Here is a 24,032-nt window from a genome sequence, read left to right on the forward strand (position 1 = left end):
CGGTCGAGGACTGGAGTGGCGGCCGTTGACGTTGCCGTAGGGTCGGTCCGGTGAGCTCGCCGACCGCCTCCACCGTCCGGAACCTCGCACCCAGCGGCTCCCTGGTCGCGGTGATCAACCTCGACAATCCCGTGCTGGCCCGAGGCAGTCGCGGCGCAGCGGTCTCGCCATGACCTCGCGCCTGGCCGACGAGGACGTCGTCCTCGCTGAGCCCGAACGGCCTTGTGGGACCGGTGTGCTCGTCCTGCACGGTTCGAGCGGCCGGCTCGAGGCGGACCGGGCGCGCCTGCTGGCCCGGCACGGCGCGCACGCGCTGGCGATCCGCTGGATCGGTGGTGTGGGTCAGCCGTCCGACCCCTATGAGGTGCCGTTGGAGCTGTTCTCGGCGGGTCTCGACCGCTTGGCCGCCCGGTGTGACCGCCTGGCGGTGCTGGGGCTCTCTTTCGGTGCCGAGGCCGCTCTCCTGACCGGGGTCCACGACAGCCGGGTCGACGCGGTGGTGGCCTTCGCCCCCAGCCCGGTTGCCTGGGCGGGGTTCTCCGGTGGGCGGATGTCGTCGCACTGGAGCCTGCGCGGTGAGCCGGTGCCGTTCATGCCGTTCCTCGTCGACGGGGAGCCGACCGGCGACCCGCCCGCCTTTCGCGGACTCTACGAGGCGAGTCTTGCGGCAGACCCGGCTCGAGCGGCGCAGGCCGCGATCCCGGTGGAGCGGATCTCCGGTGACGTGGTCCTGGTGGGTGGTGAGGACGACCAGGTCTGGCCCGGCGCGGACTTCGCGCGGTTGGTGGCGCGACGCCGGGATCGGCACGGCCTGGCCAGCACGGTCGTCATCCACCCCGGGGCCGGGCACCGCGTCATGCTGCCCGGGGAGGAACCCGCACGCGGTGGCATGAGGATGGCGCGTGGCGGCAGCGAGCGGGCCGACCGGGAGTTGGGGCAGCTGGCCTGGCCGCACCTGCGACGCGTCCTGCGCCTGCACTGACGCCGGCTCGGCCGGCGCAGGGCGGTCCTCTCCCGCCGGTGGTGTAACGCCAGGGGCCGCTGCCGCGATGGAACCAGCGGACGAGGCGCCTCTCGAACCCCCGAGCGAGAGGCGCCTCGTCTTCGTGTGGGTCGCGTCGCCTGGTCGGTGACGCTAGTGGGTGCGCCGGCCGCGGACCAGGTAGAGGATCGGCACGGCGCCGGCCGAGTTGGCGACCGTGATCGCCAGTCCCCAGGCCCACTTGGGCCCGCGCACCTGCGCTGCGGGGCGGCGTTTCAGGTCGATCAGCGCCGCGATCTTGAGGCCCGCCTCGACAGCCGCCGCCACCGACAGCAGCCCGCGTGTCCGCGGGCTGAGGTCCTTCCACTTCTTGCCCATGTCGCCTCCCGTCGAGCGGCCGACGCGCCGGCCGCGCTCGCCTGTCACGATACCGCCCGCCGCACCGGCAGGCCGGGGTGTTCTTGGCGCCCGGGAGACGGACCTGTCGCCGAGGTGCGTCAGGACTCGAAGGTGTGCTCCGGTGCCGGAAAGGCGCCCGAGGCGACGTCCGCGGCATACGCGCTGGCGGCGTCTCGCAGGGTGGTGCGCAGGTCGGCATACCGCTTGACGAACCGGGGGGCCCGTCCTCCGCGCAGTCCGGCCATGTCCTGCCAGACGAGGACCTGCGCGTCGCAGTGCGGTCCGGCGCCGATGCCGATCGTGGGGATCCGCAGGGCCTCCGTGACGCGAGCCGCCACCGGGTCGGGGACCATCTCCATCACCACCGAGAACGCGCCGGCCCGCTCGAGCGCCAGCGCGTCCTCCACCATGGCGTCGGCTCCGCCGCCGCGACCCTGCACCCGGTAGCCACCGAGGGCGTGCTCGCTCTGCGGAGTGAAGCCGACGTGTGCCATCACGGGGATGCCTGCGCGGGTGAGCAGCTCGACGGTCGGCACCAGGTGCGCGCCGCCCTCGAGCTTGACTGCGTGCACCAGGCTCTCCTTCATGAAGCGCGTCGCCGTCGCCAGAGCCTGCTGCGGGCTGGACTGGTAGGAGCCGAACGGCAGGTCGGCCACCACCAGGCAGCGCGCGGCGGCACGGCTCACGGCACGGGCCAGCGGGATCAGCTCGTCGACCGTGACCGGCAGCGTCGACTCGTAGCCCAAGACGTTGTTGCCGGCAGAGTCGCCGACGAGCAGGACGGGGATGCCGGCGGCCTCGAAGATCTCTGCGGAGTACTGGTCGTATGCCGTGAGCATCGCCCAGCGCTCGCCCCTCTCCTTCATCGCCTGCAGGTGGGGGATGCGGACGCGCTTCGGGCGTGGGGCCGACGGGCCGGAGCCGCTGCTGGCGGCCCCGCCGCCGTAGGGAGCAGGCTGCTCGCTGTTCATGCCCGTGGTCACGGCTCCTTCGCGGCAGGGTCGCTCCGCTGGGTCTTCTGCCGCAGCTCCTCCGCGGCTGGGTCGCTCCGCTCCATCGTCGTCGCTGCGGCCGCATCGTCGCCGCCGGCCGTCGCTGATCGGGCGTCCTGCTCGCGCCAGCGGCTGGTGATCGGCAGCCGCCGGTCGCGGCCGAAGGCCATCGGGGAGATCTTCGGTCCGGGCGCGCCCTGGCGGCGCTTCCACTCGGCCCGGTCGACGAGGGCGACGACGCGGTCCACGACCTCCTCGTCGAACCCTGCGGTGATGAGCTCGTCGCGGCCACGTGCCTCCTCGACGTAGAGGTCGAGCAGCGGGTCGAGCAACTCGTAGGGCGGGAGGGAGTCCTGGTCGACCTGGCCGGGGCTCAACTCGGCCGACGGGGCCTTGGTGATCGAGCTCTCCGGGATCGGGGGCTTCTCGCCGCGCCGGACGGCCTCCTCGTTGCGCCAGCGGGCCAGCTGCCACACCAGGGTCTTGGGCACGTCCTTGATCGGCGCGAAACCGCCGACGCTGTCGCCGTAGATGGTCGAGTAACCGACCGACACCTCGCTCTTGTTGCCGTTGGTCAGGACCAGGTGGCCCTCCTGGTTGGACAGGCCCATCCACACGACCCCGCGGATGCGCGCCTGCAGGTTCTCCTCGGCAACACCGGTGAGCGAGAGGCCGGCTTGGAAGGCGTCGACCATCGGTGCGATCGGGATGACGCGGTAGTCGGCGCCAAGGGCCTGCGCCAAGGCCGCCGCGTCGTCCTTGGAGTGCTGGCTCGAGTAGCTGCTCGGGTTGGAGATCCCGACGACGTTCTCGCCCCCGAGCGCGTCGGCCGCCAGCGTCGCCACGACCGCCGAGTCGATGCCGCCGGACATCCCGAGCAGCACGGAGCGAAATCCGTTCTTGCGCACGTAGTCCCGCAGCCCCAGCACCAGCGCGGCCCAGACCTCTGCCACCGGCTCGAGGCGCGGCACGAGGGTGGCCGGCTCGGCGGCATAGGTGGGCACCGGGTCATCGCCCAGATTCACGTGCTCGACGCCCGCGGGGGTGTGTTCGGGGTCCACCGTGCTCGACGTGAGGTCGAGGTCGACGGTGACGACGGACTCCTCGAACTGCGGTCCGCGTGCGAGGACCTCGCCGCCGGTGTCCACGACGACGGAGTCCCCGTCGAAGACGAGCTCGTCCTGGCCGCCGACGAGGTTGAGGTAGGCGAGCGCGCAACCGGCCTGGCCGGCCCGCCGCCGCACCAGCTCGAGCCGGGTGTCGTCCTTGTCCTGCTCGTAGGGCGATCCGTTGATCACCAGCAGCAGCTCCGCCCCGGCCGCCCGCGTCAGGGCGACCGGACCGCCTTCCTGCCAGAGGTCCTCGCAGATGGCGATCGCGACGTCGACGCCGTAGACGCGGACGACCGTGAGGTCCTGTCCCGGTGCGAAGATGCGGTACTCGTCGAAGACGCCGTAGTTGGGCAGGTGGTGCTTGGCATAGCGGGCCACGACCTCGCCACGGTGCAGCACGGCGGCACAGTTCTGGGGGAGGGGCCGCGCGGGGTCGCTTTCGGCGGTCTCGTGTGGTGCGTGGTCGAGGTAACCGACCACCACGGGCACCTCGCCATGGCCGTCCTTGTCGAGATCCGCGGCAAGCTGGATCAAGGCCTCTCGCGAGGCGTCGACGAAGGTGCTGCGCAGGGCGAGGTCCTCCACCGGGTATCCCACGAGCGACATCTCGGGAAAGGCGACCAGGTGGGCCCCCTCCGCCACGGCGCGCCGGGCCCGGTCTCGAATGAGATCGGCGTTGCCGCGCAGGTCTCCGACGGTCGGGTTGATCTGAGCCAGAGCGAGGCGTAGTTGTGCCATGCAGGCAGCCTAGCCGCGCCCGTCCACCGTGGCAGGGGACGACCTGGACGACAACAAGCGTCGTCGAGTTCCCTTCCGCGCCAGGTTTCTCCTCGTCAAACGGTGCCTTGCCGACGAATCGTCGGCAGCACCCCACGGCAGGCCAGTTCGACCGAAAGGCCTGTCCACTCGGCAGTCCGCGGTCTCCCAGCTGGTGCAGGCAGACGCGGACACCGCGTCATCGCCGTCACGGTGCACGATGTCGCCGCGGGCCTTCCCGAGCTGGTGCCACGTCATAGGGTCGGGTCGTGCCCACCACTTTCGACGACATCGTCCTCGGCGCCGGCCACAACGGCCTGACCGCCGCCGCCTACCTCGCCCGTGCCGGCCGCCGGGTCCTGGTCCTGGAACGTGCCGACCACGTCGGCGGAGCCGCCGTCTCCGCCCAGGCGTTCCGTGGCGTGGACGCCCGACTCTCGCGCTACTCCTACCTCGTCTCCCTGATGCCCTCACAGATCATCAGCGACCTGGACCTCGACCTGCGCCTGGTCCGTCGGCGCTACTCGTCGTACACGCCGGTGCCCTCCGACCCGTCGACCGGGCTGCTCGTGGACAACGGTGACGACGCGGCGACGGCGGCCAGTTTCCGCAGGCTGACGGGGGACGACGCGGAATACGAGCGCTGGCATCACTTCTATGCCCGTATGACGTCACTCGCCGAACGTCTCTTTCCCACGGTGCTCGAGCCGCTGCGGTCCGCCGAGCAGGCCCGCGAGCTCGTCGCCGACGACGACCTGTGGCGGGCCGTGGTGGAGCGCCCGCTGGGGGAGGTGCTGCGCGAGACCTTCGCCGACGACACGGTCCGCGGTGTCGTCGCCACGGACGCCCTCATCGGGACGTTCGCCGACCTGGACGACCCGCAGCTGCGGCAGAACGTCTGCTTCCTCTACCACCTCGTCGGGGGCGGGACGGGCGACTGGGACGTGCCTGTCGGTGGGATGGGTGCGGTCACCGGTGCTCTCGCGAAGGCGGCCACCGACGCCGGCGCCACCATCGTCACCGAGGCCGAGGTGTGCTCCGTCGACCCCTCCGGCGTCGTGCAGTGGCGCGAACCGGGCGGCCGGGTGCACGAGGAGCGGGGCGGCCAGCTGCTCTCCGCGTTCGCCCCGGCCGTCCTCGACCGGCTGCTCGCGGCGAGCGGCGCTGACCCGGTGTCGAGCGGGCCCGAACCCGAGGGGGCCCAGCTCAAGGTCAACCTGCTGCTGTCCCGGCTACCCCGGCTGCGGGACGCCTCCGTCGACCCGGTCGCAGCCTTCTCCGGCACCTTCCACATCAACGAGACCTTCGACCAGCTCCAGGCCGCTCACGCGACGGCAGCCGCCGGCCGGGTGCCCGAGCTGCTCCCGTGCGAGATCTACTGCCACACGCTGGCCGACCGCTCCATCCTCGGGCCGGACCTGGCGGACACCGAGGCGCAGACCCTCACCCTCTTCGGCGTGCACTTCCCGGCGCGGCTGGGTCGGGACGACAACGAGAGGGCACGCGAGGAGGGCCTCGCGGCAGCGTTGCGGTCCCTCGACGCGGTGCTCGCGGAGCCGCTCGAAGACGTGCTGATGCGTGATGGCGACGGTCGCCCCTGCGTGGAGGCACGGACCCCGCTCGATCTGGAGGCCGACCTGGCCCTGCCGGGCGGCAACATCTTCCACCGCGCCCTGCAGTGGCCTTGGGCGGAACGGCAGGCGGAGGAGGGGACCTGGGGCGTCGAGACGGCATACGAACGGCTGCTGCTCTGTGGCGCCGGCGCCCGCCGCGGCGGGGGAGTCAGCGGCATACCGGGTCACAACGCTGCGAAGGCGATCCTCGGCGGCTGACCGACAGGCGTGGCGGTGGCCCGGGGTGAGGGAGGTCCTGCGAAGCGGCGGCCCGGGTGACCGTTGCGCAGGACGTTGTGGCGTCGCGGTGGCCCGGGGTGAGGGAGGTCCTGCGAAGCGGCGGCCCGGGTGACCGTTGTGCAGGGCGTTGTGGCTGGGGTGGCGTGGCGAGACGTGGTGGGAGATCTGTGTCCACCTCCGCCCGCGGCGGAGTCCCGTCGTGCACAGGCGGTCAGCTCGCAGGTGACCGCAGGGGTGCCCTGGACCGAGCCTGCCTGCATGGCTGAAGACCATCTCGCATCGGGAGCACGGCCCGTGCCGGGCCGAGGCGTCACGGGCGTCCGTCAGTTGGCCGCGGTTCGCAGAATCCGGGTCGTCAGGCGGGCGAACGAGCAGGGCGGGGTGATCTCGCGTCGGGAGGCCTACCTTCTGGGTCTGACCCGGGCCGAGGTGCGGGCGCAGATCCGGGCCGAGCGCTGGCAGCGCGTGGGACGACACTGCCTCTGCGTCCACAACGGCCCTCTCACCCTGGTAGCGAGGCAGTGGGCGGCCGTGCTCGAGGCCGGGCCACGGGCCCACCTGGACGGGACGAGTGCGCTCATCGCCTCAGGCCTCGAGCACTTCACCGAGGAACGGATCCGGGTCTCGGTGCCGAAGGGTGCCCGGATCCGCCGTCGTCGGCGGCCGGGCATGGACCTCCGGGAGACACGGCGGTTCGATCCGGAGGACGTGGTGTGCGGCGGTGTGCCTCGATCACGACCGGCCGTCGCGGCGATCCGGGGCGCGTTGTGGGCCACGTCGGATCGCCAGGCCACGCTGGTCGTCACGATGGCGGTGCAGCAAGGGCTGTGCCGCGTGGAGGAGCTGGCGAGGGAGCTCCTGCGGGTCAAACGTGACCGTCGCCGGCTGATGCTCGCGGAACTGGTGATGGACCTCGCCGGCGGTGTGGGCAGTCTCGGTGAGCTGGACTTCCTCCGGGGGTGTCGGAGTCGTGGCGTCCCCGAGCCGGACGCCCAGGTCGTCAGGCGCACCAGATCGGGTCGCTACTACCTGGACTTCCGATGGAACCGGTGGCGGGTCGTGGTCGAGGTCGACGGTATCCAGCACGCCTGGGCGCAGAACCTGGTCCAGGACGCCATCCGCCACAACCAGGTCGCCCTGGAAGGTGACACCGTGTTGCGGCTTCCGCTGCTCGGTCTGCGCCTGTGCGCCGATGCGTTCTTCGACCAGGTGAGGCAGGCGCTGCTTTCGGCAGGTTGGGAGCCGGCCGCCCGCCATACAGGTTGATCTGGACGACCGGGGGTCGGTGCGGGATGCCGATTCTTCTCAAGGACGTCCTGCGGTGTGGCGGCGTGGGCGACCAGTTCGCAGGACGTCCCGCATCGGCTCGGGCAGCAGATAGGGCAGGATCAAGGCATGGATCGTCAGCAGGAGTTCGTCCTCCGCACCATCGAGGAACGCGATATCCGCTTCGTGCGGTTGTGGTTCACCGACGTGCTCGGCACCCTCAAGTCGGTGGCCATCGCACCCGCGGAGCTGGAGGGCGCCTTCGCCGAGGGAATCGGCTTCGACGGCAGCGCGATCGAGGGATTCGCGCGGGTCTACGAGGCGGACATGCTGGTGCGTCCCGACGCGAGCACGTTCCAGGTGCTGCCCTGGCGCGGTGACTCCCCGGGCACGGCGCGGATGTTCTGCGACATCAGGCGTCCCGGCGCCTCGGTGAGCTTCGCCGACAGCAGGGACGTGCTGCGACGGGCGATGAACCGCGCCGGAGAGCTCGGCTTCTCCTACTACACCCACCCGGAGATCGAGTTCTTCCTGTTCGAGCAGGGCACACCCCCGGGGCAACCGCCGGTGCCGGTCGACGAGGCCGGCTACTTCGACCACGTGCCCCACGGCACCGGCCACGACTTCCGCAAGGCGGCCATCACCATGCTCGAGAGCATGGGGATCTCGGTCGAGTTCAGCCACCACGAGGGCGCACCCGGCCAGAACGAGATCGACCTGCGCTACGCCGACGCCCTCTCGACCGCGGACAACATCATGACCTTCCGCACGGTCATCAAGGAGGTCGCGCTCGAGCAGGGTGTGTTCGCCTCGTTCATGCCCAAGCCGCTGTCGAACCATCCCGGGTCGGGCATGCACACCCACCTCTCGCTCTTCGAGGGTGACCGCAACGCCTTCCACGAGGCGGGCGCCCCCTACCAGCTCTCCAAGGTCGGGCGGCAGTTCATCGCGGGGCTGCTGCGGCACGCGCCCGAGACCTCGGCGGTGACCAACCAGTGGGTCAACTCCTACAAGCGGCTCTGGGGCGGCGGCGAGGCGCCGGCCCACGTCTGCTGGGGCCACAACAACCGCAGTGCCCTGATCCGCGTGCCGATGTACAAACCGAGCAAGGGCCAGAGCACCCGCGTCGAGGTCCGCTCCATCGACTCGGCCTGCAACCCCTACCTCGCGTATGCCGTGCTGCTCACCGCGGGGCTCAAGGGCATCGAGGAGGGCTACGAGCTCCCGCCCGAGGCCGAGGACGACGTGTGGTCGCTGACCGACGGGGAGCGGCGGGCCCTCGGCATCGACCCGCTCCCACTCTCGCTCAACGAGGCCATCGAGCGGATGGAGGACAGCGAGCTGGTCGCCGAGACCCTCGGTGAGCACGTCTTCGACTTCTTCCTGCGCAACAAGCGCGCGGAGTGGGACGACTACCGCAGTCAGGTCACGCCGTTCGAGCTACAGCGCTACCTGCGCAGTCTTTGAGCCGGCCCGCTCCGTGAGCACGTCGACGCGCCCCAGCACTCCGGCCGGACGAATGGCACGCGCCGGGTTCGTCGACGGGCGAAGGGCGTTGGCTCTCTTCGAGGAGCTCGGCTTCGACGATCCCGAGGCGGTGGACGGCCTGGTGCCCGCCCTGGGAGGCGTGGCCGACCCCGATCTCGCCCTGCTCGGGCTGGTGCGGCTCCGCGAGTCGTTCCAGGAGGACGACCGGCTGGACGGGGCCGAGCTGCTCGCCCGGCTGCGGACAGGCGGGCAGGAACGCGACCGGTTGCTCGCGGTGCTCGGTGCCTCGTCGGCGCTCACCGACCACCTGGTCCACCACCCGGAGCACTGGACCGCGGTGACCGATGCGCGGGCCAGCTCCGCCCGGGGACGACGGGAGGCCATCAAGGGCGCGGTGGCGGACCGGTCGGGCCGCACGGCATACGACGCCCTGCGGATCGCCTACCGGCGTGAGCTGCTCGGGATCGCCGCGCTCGACCTGACCAGCGCCGACCCCCTGTCCGACCTTCCGGTCGTGGCCGAGGCGTTGGCCGACCTGGCCTCGGCCGCTCTCGGCGCGGCACTGGCCATCGCGCGCGAGGAGCTGGGAGCCGCCGCGCAGGCCTGCCGGATCGCGGTCATCGGGATGGGCAAGTGCGGGGGCCTCGAGCTCAACTACATCAGTGACGTGGACGTCATCTTCGTGGCCGAACCGGTCGACGGCGCCGACGAGGACACGGCGCTCGCGGCGGCGACCCAGCTGGCCACCGCGACGATGCGGGCGTGTTCGGCGTCTACCGGCGAGGGCAGCCTCTGGACCGTCGACGCCAACCTCCGCCCGGAGGGCAAGAACGGTCCGTTGGTGCGGACCGTCGCGAGCCACCAGCAGTACTACGAGAAATGGGCGAAGACCTGGGAGTTCCAGGCGCTCCTCAAGGCACGAACGGTCGCGGGCGATCCAGCGCTGGGCCAGGCCTACCTCGAGGCTGTGCAGCCGCTCGTGTGGCAGGCGTCGAGCCGCGACCACTTCGTCGAGGACGTGCAGGCAATGCGTCGTCGGGTGGAGGCGCACGTGCCGCCGGGCGAGGTCCGGCGTCAGCTGAAGCTCGGACCGGGCGGGCTGCGCGACGTCGAGTTCAGCGTGCAGCTGCTGCAGCTGGTCCACGGGCGCGCCGACGAGACGTTGCGGTCGGGCACCACCTTGGAAGCGCTGGATGCCCTGTCGCAGGGTGGCTACGTGGGCAGGGACGACGCCGCCGTCCTCGACGGCGCCTACCGCCTGCTGCGCGTCCTCGAGCACCGCATCCAGCTGTTCCGGCTCCGGCGCACCCACCTGATGCCGACGTCCGACGCCGACCTGCGGCGCCTGGGGCGGGCGCTCGGGCACCGCGCCGAACCGGCGACCGAGATCACGGCGCGGTGGAGGCAGCAGGCCCGGGAGGTGCGGCGCCTGCACGAGCGGCTCTTCTACCGGCCGCTGCTCAGCGCCGCGGCGAAGCTGACGACTCCCGAGGCGAGGCTCACTCCGGCCGCGGCTCAGGAACGACTGTCCGCGCTGGGTTTTCGTGATCCGGCGGGCGCTCTGCGCCACCTCGAGTCCCTCACCGCAGGGGTCAGCAGGCGCGCGGCGATCCAACGGACGCTTTTGCCGGTGATGCTCGGGTGGTTCGCCGACGAGGCCGATCCCGATGCCGGGCTGCTGTCCTTCCGACGGATCAGCGACTCGCTGGGCACCACCCACTGGTATCTCAAGATGCTGCGTGACGAGGGAGGGGCAGCCGAGCGCCTGGCGCACGTGCTCGCCAGCAGCCGGTATGCCGCGGACCTGCTGCTGCGCGCCCCGGAGTCGGTCAAGCTCCTCGGTGACGCGGCCGAGCTCGTACCGCGTTCCCGCGAGGCGGCGCTCCGCACGATGCGCTCGGCGATGACGCGCAAGGGTGACCGTGACGAGGCCATGACGGCCGCGAGGGTGGTCCGGCGGCAGGAGCTGTTCCGGATCGCGGTCGCCGACCTGGTCGACGCCATCGACCTCTCCGGCGTCGGGGGCGCCCTCACCGACCTGACCGCGGCCATCCTCCAGGCGGCCCTGGAGCTTGCGACCGGGCACGTCGAGGGAGAACAGGGCGAGTCGCTCGCGACCCGGCTGCTCATCGTCGGGATGGGCCGGCTCGGCGGCGGCGAGATGGGCTACAGCAGCGATGCCGACGTGATGTTCGTGCACGACCCGGTGGATGCCGGTGAGGAGGCGGCCAAGCGGGCGACCACGCAGGCCACCGCGGTCGTGCAGGAGCTGCGCCGCCTGCTCGGTGGTGCGGGTCCGGACCCGCAGCTGGTCGTGGACGCCGACCTGCGGCCCGAGGGCAAGGCGGGTCCCCTGGTGCGCAGCCTCGACTCCTACCGTGCCTACTACGCGCGCTGGTCCGCCGGCTGGGAGGCCCAGGCTCTGTTGCGGGCCGCGCCGGTGGCGGGCGACGCCGGGCTGGCCGACCGGTTCCTCGAACTGATCAACCCGCTGCGGTGGCCCCAGGGTGGCATCCCGCCCTCGGCGGTCCGCAAGATCCGCACCCTCAAGGCACGGATGGAGGCCGAGCGGATCCCCCGCGGGGGCGACCCGAAGACCCACTTCAAGCTTGGCCGCGGGGGTCTGTCCGACGTCGAGTGGACCGTGCAGCTGCTGCAGCTGCAGCACGCGCACCGGGTGGAGGGGCTGCGCTGCACCGGCACGCTCGAGGCCCTGGACGCGGCTGTCGAGGCGGGGTTGATCGGCGCGGAGCACGCGACCACCCTGGCTCGGGCGTGGACGCTCGCCTCCGAGGCCCGCAACGCCTCGGTGCTGTGGCGGGGGCGGCCGGTGGACTCGATTCCGAGCGACCTGCGCGACGCCGACGGGGTGGGACGGATCATCGGCTGCGAGCCGGGCACCGGGTGGCAGCTGGCCGACACCTACCGTAGGGTCGCCCGACTGGCCCGGCACGTCGTCGACGAGGAGTTCTACGGCGGCTCGTGAGTCCGACGGCCCTGCCACGGTGCCGAGCGCCGCTGCGCCGGTCGCCTGGCCAGCAACACGAAGTATGCCGTGTCCCGGCTGCCCAGTGTCACCGCCAGCGAGTGCCGCTTGCAGTCCTCGAAGATCGCCTCGAGGGCCTCCGCGAGGTCCGGCGCCGGGCTGCAGGACCACACCGCCAGCACCCCTCCCGGGCGCAGCGCATCGTGGCAGGCGTGCAGGAACGGCCGCCGGTAGATCGCGGCGTTGCCGTCATGGACGAGGAAGTCGGGACCGTTGTCGACGTCGAGGAGGATGACATCCCACGCGCCACGAGCCGCATAGACGACGGCGGCCACGTCGCCGACCGCGACCGTGACCCGCGGGTCGGCGAGCCGCGAGCCGGGCACCAGGCCGTCCCGGTGCCACTGGACCAGGGCCGGCTCGATCTCGGCCACGGTCACCGCTGCCGTGCGCGGACACCCCAACAGCTCGTCGAGCGAGTGGCCGAGGCCGAGGCCGCCGACCAGGACCCGCACGCCCGACCGAGCACGGCAGGCGCCGAGCGCCAGCCGGGCGAGGTCGCGCTCGGTGGACGTGTGCCGGTCGTCCATGACGAAGACCCCGTTGACCCGAAGCTCCAGCGCACCGTCCCGGCCTCTGCGGCGCAGCACGACCTCACCCCGGTCGGAGAAGGCGTTGGCCACGACGCCCTCGCGAGGACGCGCCTGATGGTGCGGCACGGACCTCATTGTGCTCCGGCCCGGTGAGCAGCGCCGAGCGCGGCGATCGCACCGCTCCGGACCTCGGAGGTCGCCGGCTCGGGGCACCCGGTCGGGCTCTCTAGAATGGCCAGGTGATCTCCCGGACCGACCTGCGCGGCCGCACGCCCGACGTGCGTGAGCTGCGCGACCTCCTGCCCCGTGCCGAGTTCGACGTCGAGGCGGCGCTCGCGACCGTCCGACCGATCTGCGAGGACGTCGAGCATCGCGGAGCGGCGGCACTGCGCGACCTCGGCGAGCGCTTCGACGGGGTGCGGCCCGGGCGGCTGCGGGTGCCGGCCGAGCTGCTCGAGCGGGCCCTGACCGCGCTGGAACCCGAGGTCCGGGCGGCCCTCGAGGAGTCCATCCGCCGGGCGCGACTGGTCCACGAGGACCAGCGCCGCACCGACACGACCACCCAGGTCGTCCCTGGTGGCACGGTCACGGAGCGCTGGGTGCCCGTCGACCGGGTGGGCCTCTATGTCCCCGGTGGGGTGGCGGTCTACCCCAGCAGCGTCGTGATGAACGTCGTCCCCGCGCAGATCGCGGGGGTCGGCTCACTGGCCGTCACGAGTCCGCCCCAGCGGGACAACACGGAGGAGTTCGCGGGCTGTCCGCACCCGACGATCCTCGCGGCCTGCGCCCTGCTCGGCGTCGACGAGGTCTACGCCGTCGGCGGCGCCCAGGCGATCGCGATGTTCGCCCACGGCGCGCGCGAGGAGGGCCCGGACGGGAGCCCGCAGGCCGGTGCGGTCGTCTGCGAGCCGGTCACCCTGGTCACCGGGCCGGGCAACATCTACGTCGCGGCGGCGAAGCGGCTGCTCAAGGGCCTCATCGGCATCGACGCCGAGGCGGGGCCGACGGAGATCACGATCCTCGCCGACGACTCAGCCGACCCCGAACTCGTGGCCGCCGACCTGATCAGCCAGGCCGAGCACGACACGCTGGCCGCGGCCGTGCTGGTCACCGACAGCGAGCAGCTGACCGACGCCGTGCTCGAGGCGCTCGAGCGGAGGGTGTCCGCCACGAAGCACACGGAGCGGATTCGTGCTGCACTCGGCGGAAGCCAGTCGGCCATCGTGCTCGTGGACGACCTGGAGCAGGGCCTGCGCGTCGTCGACGCCTACGCCGCGGAGCACCTGGAGATCCAGACCCGCGACGCCGCCGAGGTCGCCGCGCGGGTGCGCAACGCGGGAGCGATCTTCGTGGGGCCGCACGCGCCGGTCAGCCTCGGCGACTACGCGGCCGGGTCCAACCACGTCCTGCCCACCGGTGGCTGTGCGTGCCACAGCAGTGGCCTGTCCGTGCAGTCGTTCCTGCGCGGCATACACGTCGTCGACTACACGGCCGACGCCCTCGCGCAGGTCGCGCACCATGTCGTCACCCTGGCCCAGGCCGAGGACCTGCCCGCTCACGGCGAGGCGGTCACCGCCCGGTTCGACGACCGGTTGCCCGAATGAGCACCATCGCCGACCTGCTGCGCCCCGACCTGCGCGGCCGCAGCCCCTATGGCGCACCGCAGCTCGACGTGCCGGTTGCGCTCAACACCAATGAGAACTCGTATGCCGTGCCGCCGGCCGTCGTGGCCGCCGTCACCAAGGCGGTTTCCCGGGTGGTGCCGCGACTCAACCGCTATCCCGACCGCGAGTTCGTCGAGCTGCGCACGGACCTAGCCGACTACCTGCAGCGATCCGGCGGCGTGGCGGTGAGGCCCGAGCAGGTGTGGGCCGGCAACGGGTCCAACGAGGTGCTGTTGCACGTGCTGCAGGCGTTCGGGGGCCCCGGGCGCACGGCGATCGGCTTCACGCCCGCCTACTCGATGCACCCCATCATCTCCGCGACCGTGGGCACCCGGTGGGTCGACGGGATGCGCGGGGTCGAGGGGCACGGTGTCTTCGACCTCGGGGTGGCCGGCGTGGTCGCGCAGGTGCGCGAGCACCGGCCAGACCTCGTGCTGCTGTGTTCTCCCAACAACCCGACCGGGACGGCGCTGCCGCTGGAGATCGTCGAGGCGGCCCATGACGCGGCACCGGACGCCGTGGTGGTGGTCGACGAGGCCTATGCCGAGTTCGCCCGCCCCGGGACGCCGAGCGCCCTCACCCTTCTCGAGGGACGGGACCGGCTCGTCGTGACTCGCACCATGAGCAAGGCGTTCGCGCTGGCGGGGGCGAGGCTCGGCTACCTCGCGGCGTCGCCCGACTTCATCGATGCGCTGCGGCTCGTGCGGATGCCCTACCACCTGTCCGCGGTCACGCAGGCCGTCGCCTCCGCGGCGCTGACCCATGCGCCTGAGCTGCTCGGTACCGTCGAGGCGATCAAGGTCCAGCGCGACCGCATCGTGGCCGAGCTGACGGGGCTCGGGCTCGACCCGGTGCCCAGTGACGCGAACTTCGTCCTCTTCGGCGGGCTCGACGACGCGCGGGCCACGTGGCAGTCGCTGCTCGAGCATGGGATCCTCGTGCGCGACGTCGGCATCGCCCACCACCTGCGGGTCACGGCCGGCACGCCCGAGGAGACCGACGCCTTTCTCTCGGCGATGCGTGAGCTGGCGCCGACCCACCGACAGGAGCAGCCGCTATGAGTGACACGAACCCGGCCGGTCGCGACGCGGCCGCGAGGCGCACCGCGAAGGTGCAACGCAACACCAGCGAGAGCCGCGTCGAGCTGTGGCTGGACCTCGACGGCTCGGGAGAGTCGGAGATCAGCACCGGTGTGCCCTTCTACGACCACATGCTCACGAGCCTGGCGCGACACTCGCTGATCGACCTGCGGGTCCAGGCCGACGGCGACGTCGAGGTTGACGCCCACCACACTGTCGAGGACGTGGCGATCGTGCTCGGCGACGCGTTCCGTGAGGCCCTCGGCGACAAGCGTGGCATCTCCCGGTTCGGCGACGCCACGGTGCCGCTGGACGAGGCACTGGTGCAGGCGGTCGTCGACGTGGCCGGGCGCCCCTACGTCGTGCACACGGGCGAGCCGGACGGTCAGGCCTATGCCATGATCGGCGGCCACTTCACCGGCTCGCTGACCCGGCACGTCTTCGAGAGCTTCGCGCACCACGCGGGCATCGCCCTGCACGTGCGGGTGCTCTCGGGCCGCGATCCCCACCACCTGGTGGAGGCCCAGTTCAAGGCCGTCGCGAGGGCGCTGCGAGTCGCGATCGCCAAGGACCCCAGGGTGACCGGGGTCCCGAGCGCGAAAGGCGCACTCTGAACCGTGGCCCTGTCTCCACGACGCCGCGCCGGCCTGCCCGGACTCTGCTTGATGCGTGGCGGCGTCGACTCCGTCTCGAAGTGGGCCGCGAGCGGCGTGGTGCCGCTGCGCGTCATACCTCTCGACGGGTGGACCGCCGCGCTGCCCGCCGGCGAGTCCCGCGCCGCCGCTCCCTATGACGCGTGCCTGCCGATGCTGGCTGCTCGCCGGGTCCCCGGCCGGTTGCGGGCAGCGTTGGGGTTCTTCGTGATCGACGGCAAGGCAGTGATCACCGTGCAGCCACGCGGGCTGCGCGCGCAGGCTCGCTTCGTCGTGTGGGAGCCGGAGTCAGGTGTGATGCGGTCGCCCGGCCTGCCGGTTGCCCGCCCGCAGGACCTGCAGCGCGCCGCGAGGCGTCCCGGGCCTCGAGCCGCGAGAGCGCTGCGTGATCTGCTGCGGTCTCCCGGCGACGATGCACGCAGCCTGCTGGCCGCGGCGATGGTCACGCTCGACCTGCCCGGCGGCGAGCTGCTCGGCGCTGCGCCGTCCGCCGGAATCGCCGGGTCGTTCGTGGTCGAGCCGGCCCCACGCGCCGTCTCCGGTTTCGACTCCGCGGCGCAGGACGAGATCGCGCTGCGCGCCGAGCTCGGGCTCGACCGGTGAGCGCCTCAGTGGTGGTCCTCGACTACGGCAGCGGCAACGTCCGGTCGGCGGTGCGGATGCTCGAACGTGTCGGGGCACGCGTCACGTTGACCGCCGACCCGCACGAGGTGGCCTCGGCCGACGGGCTCTTCGTCCCCGGCGTCGGCAACTTCCACGCCTGCATGGCAGGCCTGCGGGCGGTCCGTGGACCGGCGCTCATCGGGGAAAGGCTGTCCGGTGACCGCCCAGTCATGGGGATCTGCGTGGGCATGCAGGTCCTCTTCGAGGGGTCGGACGAGCCCAGCGCGCAGCCGCTTCCGGGACTCGGTCGGTGGGCCGACACGGTCCAGCGGCTCGCCGCCGACGTGGTGCCGCACACGGGCTGGTCGCCGGTCGAGGTGGCCCGGGGTTCGGAGCTGTTCGCGGGCGTCGAGGACCAGCTCTTCTACTTCGTCCACTCCTATGCGGCCACGACGTGGTCGGGGTCAGCTGACTCGGCTACGGCTCGTGTCACCTGGTGTGCGCACGGCACACGGTTCGTCGCGGCGGTCGAGGACGGGCCCCTCGTGGCGACCCAGTTCCACCCCGAGAAGTCCGGCGACGCCGGCGCCACGCTGCTCGAGAACTGGTTGGGCCTGCTGTGAGCCGGACCGTTTCACCTGCTGGCGCTCACACTCCCGGTGCCGGGAGACGGCATACGGTCGTGCCCTCGCCAGACGAACCACTCCGGGAGGACCTCGCACCATGACCACGTCCAGCGTTCCCTCGACCCACCGCCTCGAGCTGTTGCCCGCCGTCGACGTCTCGGACGGGCAGGCGGTTCAGCTCGTGCAGGGCGTCGCGGGCAGTGGCGGCCGGTTCGGCGACCCGTGGGAGGCAGCGAAGGCGTGGCAGGACCAGGGCGCCGAGTGGCTGCACCTGGTCGACCTGGACGCGGCGTTCGGCCGGGGTTCCAACCGGGAGCTGTTGGCCGACATCGTGGGCCGGCTGGACATCAAGGTGGAGATGTCTGGTGGGATCCGGGACGGCGCCAGCCTGGACGCCGCCCTGGCGAACGGCTGCCGGCGGGTCAACCTCGGCACGGCCGCCCTGGAGGACCCGGAGTGGACTGCACGGGCGATCGCCGAGCACGGAGACCGGATCGCCGTCGGACTGGACGTGCGTGGCACCACGCTGGCCGCTCGCGGATGGACCAAGGAGGGCGGCGACCTGTGGGAGACGCTCGAGCGGCTCGACCAGGAGGGCTGCGCCCGCTATGTGGTCACCGACGTCGACAAGGACGGCATGCTCAAGGGGCCGAACGTCAGGCTGCTGGAGGATGTCTGTGCCCGCACCGACCGGCCGGTCGTGGCCTCGGGCGGCATCTCGACGCTGGACGACCTGCGGACGTTGCGGAGTCTGGTCACCGGCGGACCGGGCGGCATCGAGGGCGCGATCGTCGGATCCGCGCTCTACCGCGGCTCGTTCACCCTGCCCGAGGCCCTCGAGGTGGCTGGACGTCCCCGTGAGTGACGCGCACGACTCGGCGGGACAGTCCTTCTTCGGCCGGCAGCTGACGGGCACCGGCTTCGACCACGACGACGGCGACGGCGACCCGAGGCTCGTGCGTGCGCTCAGCGCGCCGGCGGACGAGGCTGCCCTCGTGGCCGCGGTGCACGGGGCCCGTCTGCTGGTGCCGATCGTGGCGGCGCCGGGCGAGGTCGACGAGTCGGACGCGCTCGCAGTGGAGAAGTCGACCGACATGGCAGTGGTCACCCTGACCGCGCCGGACGGGCGACGAGCACTGCCGGTCTTCAGCAGCATCGAGGCGCTGCAGTCGTGGGACGTTACGGCCCGGCCGGTGCCGGTGACGAGCTCTCGGGCGGCGCAGGCGGCCGTGCAGGAGCGGTGTGACGTCATGCTCCTCGACCTCGGCCGACCCGAGTCGTTCGTGCTGCGACAGAGCATGGTGTGGGCGCTCGCGATGGACCGGGAGTGGGTGCCTGCGCACGAGGACCCGTTCGTCCGCGCTGCCCTCGGACGTGCGGTGGCCGAGGAACCCGACGTCGTCGGGTGGTCCGCCGAGGCGGGGGAGCCCGCTGGCACCGGGACGCTGCGGCTGGTGCTGCGACTCCGGCCCGGTCTCGATGCCCAAGCGGTGCAGGCCCTCGCCACCCGGCTGGGAGAGCAGGTCGCCACCGACGGCGAGACCCGCGCGCGCATCGACGGACTCAGCTTCTCCATCCAGCAAGCCTGAGCGCACGGCGAACCCCTCGGCACGCCCGGGAGGGTCAAAGGCGGCGGCAAATTCGGTCGGCGGCGCTCTTTCGATATGGAAGTATTGCGCCCATGCCCCTCGCCCCCTACCAGCGCGTCCTCGCGCAACGTGACGTGCGCCGAGCCCTCCTGCTCGGGCTCCTGATTCGCGTGCCCCTCTTTGCGGCCGGCGTCATCCTGACGCTGCACGTCGTCGACGACCTGGGCCGCAGCTGGAGCGACGCCGGCCTCGTGGCGGGGGCCGCGACGGTGTGCATCGCCATCAGCGGGCCGTGGCGGGGCAAGCTGCTCGACCGGCTCGGCCTGCGGCGGGTCGTGCTGCCGTCACTGCTCGTGGCCGGGGCCTGCTGGTCGGTCGCCCCGTTCCTCGGCTACTGGCCGCTGCTGACCCTGGCTTCCATCGCCGGACTCTTCGTCGTCCCGACCTTCTCGATCATCCGGCAGGCGGTCATCGCGGCGGTGCCGGAGGGCGACCGCCGCACGGCGCTGTCCCTCGACTCGGTGGTCGTCGAGATGGCGTTCATCATCGGGCCCGTGGCGGCGATCTGGTTGACGGCCGTGTGGCCGACCGCCTGGGTCCTGTTCACCCTGCAGATGCTCGGCGTCGCGGCCGCAGTGGTCCTGTGGTGGGCCAACCCGGCGATCGTGTCGGCATCCACGCTGGCGGAGGACCGGATCGCAGCCCGCGTTCCCAGGAACGCGTGGCTGCGGCCGCGCTTCGTCGCGGTGTGCGCAGCGGCAGCTGCCGCCACGGTCGTGCTGACCGGCTCAGACGTTTCGCTCGTCGCGGCGCTGCGCGAGTGGGACGAGGTGCCTCGGCTCGGCGTGGTGCTGCTGCTCTGGGGGCTCGGCTCCATCGTCGGTGGGCTGGTCTACGGCGCGCAGGGTCGACCGATCCCACCCTTCCTGCTGCTCGGGGTCCTCAGCATCATGACGATCCCGCTCGCCGTGGCCCCGGGAGTGGTGTCCATGGCCGTGATCTCCTTCGTCGCGGGGCTGGTCGTCGCGCCGACGGTCACCGCCACCGTCGATGCCGTGACGCGGATCGTTCCCGACGGCGCCAGGGGAGAGGCGCTCGGCTGGCACGGGTCGTTCATGACCGCGGGCTCGGCGCTCGGCGCGCCCATAGGCGGAGCCGCCATCGACCGGTGGGGCTATGCCGGAGGGTTCCTCTCGGTGGCAGCGATCGGCCTGCTGATCGCGATGCTCGGCGCCGGTGCCACCTGGTGGCGTCATCGTGGCGGAGCCCGACGGACACGCAAGCCTGCGGCGGCCGGCACCGTGGAGCTCGCCGCCTGACCGGCAGGGCAAGCAGTGACGGTCCGCGGCCGGGGCGGCGCGCCGGATGACCGCGCCGGGCCTCAGACCACCGAACCGGTCAGGCGCTCGCCCGGGCCCTGGCCGGGCGGGTCGGGCACGACCGACGCCTCACGGAATGCCAGTTGGAGCGACTTGAGCCCGTCCCGCAGCGGCGCCGCGTGCTCGCTGCCGATGTCCGGCGCCGAGGCTGTCACGAGTCCCGCGAGTGCGTTGATCAGCCGCCTCGCCCCGTCGAGGTCCTGCAGCTCGGCGGCGTCCGGTCCCTCCGCCAGGCCGCACTTGACGGCCGCGGCGCTCATCAGGTGCACCGCAGCGGTCGTGATGATCTCCACGGCAGCCACCTCGGCTATGTCGCGGGTCTCCCTGCTCGCGTCCACGGGCTCGACAGGAGAGGGATTGGGAGTCTGGTCGGTCACGCTGGTAGCATCCCAGACTGACCGGCTGTGCAGCTCGGCGCCCACCACGGGTCCCTCTGGGGAACACCGCACCGGGCGACGGTGTTGGACAGCGTGCAAGAGGAGCCAGCAGTTCCGCTTCCACCCGCGATGACCGACAGGTCGCCGGGTTCGTCAAGACGGCTCTTCGTCCCGTCGGCTCGCGCCGACAGGCCGGAGCGTACGCCGGGTGGTGAGCACCCGGCATACCCGCCGTGCTTGGTCCGGAAGCCCAGGCTCCTCGCGCACCCAGGTGGCGAGGAGCCTTTCTCGTCCCTGACGGACACCACAGGTTTCAGCGACAGGTCTGAACGGCAGAAGGAGCAGCACATCAGCGAACCTCGCATCAACGACCGCATCCGGGTCCCGGAAGTGCGGTTGGTTGGCCCCAATGGTGAGCAGGTCGGCATCGTGCGCGTCGAGGACGCGCTGCGACTCGCGGCCGAGGCGGATCTCGACCTGGTCGAGGTGGCGCCGATGGCCAAGCCGCCGGTCGCCAAGCTCATGGACTTCGGCAAGTACAAGTACGAAGCCGCCATCAAGGAGCGGGAAGCCCGCAAGAACCAGATCAACACGATCATCAAGGAGATCAAGCTCCGCCCGAAGATCGACCCGCACGACTACGGCACCAAGAAGGGCCACGTCGAGCGGTTCCTCAAGGCGGGCGACAAGGTCAAGGTGACGATCATGTTCCGCGGTCGCGAGCAGTCCCGACCCGAGCTGGGCTTCCGGCTGTTGCAGCGCCTCGCGGAGGACGTGCAGGAGCTGGGCTTCGTCGAGAGCGCACCCAAGCAGGACGGGCGCAACATGATCATGGTGCTCGGCCCGACCAAGAAGAAGGCCGAGGCCAAGGCCGAGGAGCGGCGCCGGCGGGCCGAGGCCGAGACCAAGGGCTGAGCCACGCGCACAGCACATTTGCAGCAAGCACGAACCGACCGAAGGAGATCGGCTCCATGCCGAAGATGAAGTCGCACAGCGGCACCAAGAAGCGTTTCCGGATCACGGGGACCGGCAAGGTCATGCGTGAGCAGGCCGGTGGCCGCCACCTGCTCGAGCACAAGTCCTCCAAGAAGATGCGTTCCATCGCGAACGACGTCGAGCTGTCCAAGCCGGACGCCAAGAGGGTCAAGAAGCTCCTCGGCAAGTAACCCCCACACATCCAGCACCGACCGGCGCGCTGCGTACGCCGCGCATGCCCCGGTCGAGCGTCAAGAACAAGGAGTACTCACGTGGCACGCGTGAAGCGGGCGGTCAACGCCCACAAGAAGCGCCGGGTCGTCCTCGAGCAGGCCAGCGGCTACCGCGGGCAGCGTTCGCGGCTCTACCGCAAGGCCAAGGAGCAGGTCACCCACTCGATGGGTTACAGCTACCGCGACCGCCGCGCCCGCAAGGGTGACTTCCGGCGCCTGTGGATCCAGCGCATCAATGCCGGTGCCCGCGCCAACGGGATGACCTACAACCGCTTCATCCAGGGTCTCAAGGCCGCGGGTGTCGAGGTCGACCGCCGCATGCTGTCGGAGCTCGCCACCAACGACGAGGCGGCCTTCACCGCTCTGGTCGAGCTCTCGCGGGCCAACGTGCCCGCCCAGCAGCCCAGCGCCACCGACGCGGCCTGACCGCCGGACTCGATCGGGGCGGCGGTCTGTGTCTGCGCGGCCCGTGCTGACCAACCCCCGATCCGATCGGGTTCGGTCGGTGCGGGCGCTCAGCCGCCGCTCGGTGCGTCAACGCCAGGGTCTGTTCCTGGCCGAGGGACCGCAAGCGGTCCGCGAGGCGGTCACCCACCGCCCGGACGTGGTGCGCGACCTCTACGCCGACGACACCGCAGCAGAACGGTATGCCGACCTGTTGGCCGCCGCGCGCGACGCGGGCGTGCCGACTCATGACGTCAGCAGCGAGGTGCTTGCCGCGATGTGCGACACCCGCCAGCCGCAGGGCCTGGCCGCGGTGTGCCGGCCGCTCGATGTCGACCTCGACGCGGCGCTCGCCGCCCGGCCGGACTTCGTCGTGGTCCTCACGCACGTGCGTGATCCCGGCAACGCCGGCACGGTGATCCGCGGGGCCGACGCGAGCGGCGCCGGTGCCGTGCTCGTCAGCGACGCCAGCGTCGACGTCTACAACCCCAAGGTCGTCCGCTCGACCGCGGGGAGCCTGTTCCACCTGCCTCTCGTCCTCGGCGCCCCGGTGGACGAGCTCCTCTCCCGGCTGCGGGCGGCGGGGCTGCTGCTGCTGGCGGCGGACGGCTCGGGGGACCAGCTGCTCACCGACGCACCGCTCGAGCGCCGACACGCCTGGGTGATGGGCAACGAGGCGTGGGGACTGCCTCCCCAGGTTCGCGACGGCTGTGACCAGGTGGTCCGTGTGCCGATCTACGGGCTGGCCGAGTCGCTCAACCTGGCCATGGCGGCCACGGTTTGCCTCTATGCTTCGGCGGGAGCCCGCGCTTCCGCCACACAGCTAAGTCGCTAGAGTCATTCGCATGGCTTCGGAGCGCGTGAACGGGACGTCACGGGGGAGCGCCGACTCCTCACCCGCGCTCCCCGCGGGCGCCCACGTCCTGGCCGACCGCCTGCCCGACGGACTCATCGTGACTGACGGGCACGCGGTCGTGACTGAGGTCAACGCCCGGGCCTGTTCCATCGTCGGCATGCCCGCTGAAGACTTGCTCGGCAAGGACATTCGCGAGGTCTTGCCCCTGCAGGACGTCGACGGAAGGTCCTGGTGGGAGTGCTCCGACCCCTGGCACGGGATCAACATCCGCTCGGGCCACCGGGAGCGGCTGTTGCTGCTCCCCGGCGGCGACGAAGCCCTGGTGAGCGCGAAGTACGTACGCCCGGGCCGCGGCAAACCGGTCACCGCCGTGGTGGTGGCCCTGCGCGATGCCCACGCCCGGCGCCGCCTCGAGGCCAACAACAGCGTCCTCGTGGCCACCGTCGCCCACGAGCTGCGGTCGCCGCTCACCTCGGTCAAGGGCTTCTCCTCGACGCTGCGCCGCCGGTGGGACCAGCTCGAGGACCAGCAGAAGCTGTGGATGATCGAGGCCATCGAGGCTGACGCCGACCGGGTGGCACGCCTGATCACCGAGCTGCTGGACGTGTCCCGGATCGACAGTGGACGCCTCCAGGTGCGCAGCCAGCCGGTCGACCTGCCCGCCAAGATCAGGGCCCACGTGGAGAGTCTGCTCACCTCGGGTGACTACGAGCAGGACCGGTTCCAGATCGAGGTCGAGCCGGACCTGCCCGAGGTGTGGGCCGACCCCGACCGGGTCGACCAGATCCTTGCCAACCTGCTCGAGAACGCCCTGCGCCACGGGGAGGGCGCCGTGCGTCTCGGCGTGTCCGCAGGGGACGGTGGCGAGGCCATCGAGGTCACCGTCAGCGACGACGGACCCGGCATCGAGGAGGAGCACCACTCAGTGATCTTCACCCGGTTCTGGCACAGTCGACCGCAGGGCGGCACGGGGCTCGGCCTCTACATCGTGCGCGGTCTGGTCGAGGCCCACGGCGGCCAGATCAGCGTCGGTCGCGCACCGTCGGGCGGTGCCGAGTTCCGATTTACCTTGCCGGCAGGCGCGCCCGAGCAGTTTGCCTAGCAGCGACGAGCGGCGGCAAACCACA

24 protein-coding genes are annotated in these 24,032 nt (G+C 71.7%); 19 read left to right on the forward strand and 5 right to left on the reverse strand.

The window, feature by feature from the left end:
- The first annotated feature begins 50 nt into the window (after window positions 1-50).
- Entirely contained in the window at window positions 51-173 is a 123-nt protein-coding gene (locus tag FCN22_RS22520) for a hypothetical protein (RefSeq protein ID WP_274381552.1), read from the forward strand.
- Window positions 170-982 (forward strand): alpha/beta fold hydrolase, encoded by an 813-nt coding sequence (locus FCN22_RS07675; protein ID WP_137120962.1) that lies wholly within the window; start codon window positions 170-172, stop codon window positions 980-982. The genes FCN22_RS22520 and FCN22_RS07675 overlap by 4 nt, the downstream gene beginning before the upstream one ends.
- A gap of 153 nt (window positions 983-1,135) precedes the next feature.
- On the opposite strand, the gene FCN22_RS07680 is transcribed toward FCN22_RS07675, so the two are convergent.
- From FCN22_RS07680 to FCN22_RS07690, 3 genes are all read right to left on the reverse strand, one after another.
- A complete protein-coding gene (locus FCN22_RS07680) occupies window positions 1,136-1,360 on the reverse strand; it encodes a hypothetical protein (protein ID WP_137120963.1) in 225 nt (74 codons plus the stop codon).
- A 119-nt stretch (window positions 1,361-1,479) separates the two neighbouring features.
- Complete coding sequence (panB, locus tag FCN22_RS07685) at window positions 1,480-2,352, reverse strand: 3-methyl-2-oxobutanoate hydroxymethyltransferase (protein WP_137121016.1); 873 nt, start codon at window positions 2,350-2,352, stop codon at window positions 1,480-1,482.
- Window positions 2,353-2,360: 8 nt separating this feature from the next.
- Window positions 2,361-4,223, reverse strand: coding sequence for an NAD+ synthase (locus FCN22_RS07690; RefSeq protein WP_137120964.1), 1,863 nt, complete (start codon window positions 4,221-4,223; stop codon window positions 2,361-2,363).
- 287 nt (window positions 4,224-4,510) lie between these two features.
- Here FCN22_RS07690 and FCN22_RS07695 point away from each other — a divergent pair, with 287 nt between their 5' ends.
- The 4 genes from FCN22_RS07695 (at window position 4,511) to FCN22_RS07710 (ending at window position 11,834) form a co-directional block, all read left to right on the forward strand.
- A complete protein-coding gene (locus tag FCN22_RS07695) occupies window positions 4,511-6,073 on the forward strand; it encodes a phytoene desaturase family protein (protein ID WP_137120965.1) in 1,563 nt (520 codons plus the stop codon).
- 279 nt (window positions 6,074-6,352) lie between these two features.
- Complete coding sequence (locus FCN22_RS07700) at window positions 6,353-7,360, forward strand: DUF559 domain-containing protein (RefSeq protein WP_137120966.1); 1,008 nt, start codon at window positions 6,353-6,355, stop codon at window positions 7,358-7,360.
- A 129-nt stretch (window positions 7,361-7,489) separates the two neighbouring features.
- A complete protein-coding gene (gene glnA, locus FCN22_RS07705) occupies window positions 7,490-8,827 on the forward strand; it encodes a type I glutamate--ammonia ligase (protein ID WP_137120967.1) in 1,338 nt (445 codons plus the stop codon).
- A 52-nt stretch (window positions 8,828-8,879) separates the two neighbouring features.
- Complete coding sequence (locus FCN22_RS07710) at window positions 8,880-11,834, forward strand: bifunctional [glutamine synthetase] adenylyltransferase/[glutamine synthetase]-adenylyl-L-tyrosine phosphorylase (protein WP_137120968.1); 2,955 nt, start codon at window positions 8,880-8,882, stop codon at window positions 11,832-11,834.
- On the opposite strand, the gene FCN22_RS07715 is transcribed toward FCN22_RS07710, so the two are convergent.
- Complete coding sequence (locus tag FCN22_RS07715; protein WP_202911461.1) at window positions 11,819-12,553, reverse strand: spermine/spermidine synthase domain-containing protein; 735 nt, start codon at window positions 12,551-12,553, stop codon at window positions 11,819-11,821. The two genes, FCN22_RS07710 and FCN22_RS07715, sit on opposite strands and share 16 nt — an antisense overlap.
- 113 nt (window positions 12,554-12,666) lie before the next feature.
- On the opposite strand from FCN22_RS07715, the gene hisD reads away from it, so the two are divergent.
- From hisD to FCN22_RS07755, 8 genes are all read left to right on the forward strand, one after another.
- Window positions 12,667-14,031, forward strand: coding sequence for a histidinol dehydrogenase (gene hisD, locus FCN22_RS07720; protein ID WP_137120970.1), 1,365 nt, complete (start codon window positions 12,667-12,669; stop codon window positions 14,029-14,031).
- Window positions 14,028-15,152: a histidinol-phosphate transaminase gene (locus FCN22_RS07725; RefSeq protein ID WP_137120971.1), complete on the forward strand. Its 1,125-nt coding sequence runs from the start codon at window positions 14,028-14,030 to the stop codon at window positions 15,150-15,152. Before hisD ends, FCN22_RS07725 begins: the two co-directional genes overlap by 4 nt.
- Complete coding sequence (hisB, locus tag FCN22_RS07730) at window positions 15,149-15,784, forward strand: imidazoleglycerol-phosphate dehydratase HisB (RefSeq protein WP_137120972.1); 636 nt, start codon at window positions 15,149-15,151, stop codon at window positions 15,782-15,784. The genes FCN22_RS07725 and hisB overlap by 4 nt, the downstream gene beginning before the upstream one ends.
- A gap of 3 nt (window positions 15,785-15,787) precedes the next feature.
- Window positions 15,788-16,426 carry a hypothetical protein gene (locus FCN22_RS07735; RefSeq protein WP_137120973.1) on the forward strand — a complete coding sequence of 213 codons (639 nt, stop codon included), beginning with the start codon at window positions 15,788-15,790 and terminating at the stop codon, window positions 16,424-16,426.
- Complete coding sequence (hisH, locus tag FCN22_RS07740; protein WP_137120974.1) at window positions 16,423-17,049, forward strand: imidazole glycerol phosphate synthase subunit HisH; 627 nt, start codon at window positions 16,423-16,425, stop codon at window positions 17,047-17,049. The genes FCN22_RS07735 and hisH overlap by 4 nt, the downstream gene beginning before the upstream one ends.
- A 100-nt stretch (window positions 17,050-17,149) precedes the next feature.
- Complete coding sequence (gene priA / locus FCN22_RS07745; RefSeq protein ID WP_137120975.1) at window positions 17,150-17,917, forward strand: bifunctional 1-(5-phosphoribosyl)-5-((5-phosphoribosylamino)methylideneamino)imidazole-4-carboxamide isomerase/phosphoribosylanthranilate isomerase PriA; 768 nt, start codon at window positions 17,150-17,152, stop codon at window positions 17,915-17,917.
- A complete protein-coding gene (locus tag FCN22_RS07750) occupies window positions 17,910-18,641 on the forward strand; it encodes an SseB family protein (protein WP_137120976.1) in 732 nt (243 codons plus the stop codon). The genes priA and FCN22_RS07750 overlap by 8 nt, the downstream gene beginning before the upstream one ends.
- Window positions 18,642-18,733: 92 nt before the next feature.
- Window positions 18,734-19,960: an MFS transporter gene (locus FCN22_RS07755; protein WP_137120977.1), complete on the forward strand. Its 1,227-nt coding sequence runs from the start codon at window positions 18,734-18,736 to the stop codon at window positions 19,958-19,960.
- A gap of 62 nt (window positions 19,961-20,022) precedes the next feature.
- Here the strand turns inward: FCN22_RS07755 and FCN22_RS07760 are convergent, their stop codons facing one another.
- Complete coding sequence (locus tag FCN22_RS07760; protein ID WP_137120978.1) at window positions 20,023-20,397, reverse strand: DUF1844 domain-containing protein; 375 nt, start codon at window positions 20,395-20,397, stop codon at window positions 20,023-20,025.
- Window positions 20,398-20,787: 390 nt separating this feature from the next.
- Between FCN22_RS07760 and infC the strand changes: the two genes are divergently transcribed.
- The 5 genes from infC to FCN22_RS07785 all read left to right on the forward strand — a co-directional run bounded on the left by infC (window position 20,788) and on the right by FCN22_RS07785 (window position 24,007).
- Window positions 20,788-21,312 (forward strand): translation initiation factor IF-3, encoded by a 525-nt coding sequence (infC, locus tag FCN22_RS07765; protein ID WP_238384589.1) that lies wholly within the window; start codon window positions 20,788-20,790, stop codon window positions 21,310-21,312.
- Window positions 21,313-21,368: 56 nt separating this feature from the next.
- Window positions 21,369-21,563: a 50S ribosomal protein L35 gene (gene rpmI, locus FCN22_RS07770; RefSeq protein ID WP_137120979.1), complete on the forward strand. Its 195-nt coding sequence runs from the start codon at window positions 21,369-21,371 to the stop codon at window positions 21,561-21,563.
- Window positions 21,564-21,644: 81 nt separating this feature from the next.
- The gene (gene rplT, locus FCN22_RS07775) at window positions 21,645-22,031 is read left to right on the forward strand and encodes a 50S ribosomal protein L20 (protein WP_137120980.1); all 387 of its coding nucleotides are present in this window, start codon (window positions 21,645-21,647) and stop codon (window positions 22,029-22,031) included.
- Between the two features lie 43 nt (window positions 22,032-22,074).
- Window positions 22,075-22,884, forward strand: coding sequence for a TrmH family RNA methyltransferase (locus FCN22_RS07780; RefSeq protein ID WP_137120981.1), 810 nt, complete (start codon window positions 22,075-22,077; stop codon window positions 22,882-22,884).
- A gap of 10 nt (window positions 22,885-22,894) precedes the next feature.
- Window positions 22,895-24,007 (forward strand): PAS domain-containing sensor histidine kinase, encoded by a 1,113-nt coding sequence (locus FCN22_RS07785; protein ID WP_137120982.1) that lies wholly within the window; start codon window positions 22,895-22,897, stop codon window positions 24,005-24,007.
- Window positions 24,008-24,032: the final 25 nt, after the last annotated feature.

This window comes from Segeticoccus rhizosphaerae (genome assembly GCF_005222685.1).
Lineage (GTDB): Bacteria > Actinomycetota > Actinomycetes > Actinomycetales > Dermatophilaceae > Segeticoccus > Segeticoccus rhizosphaerae.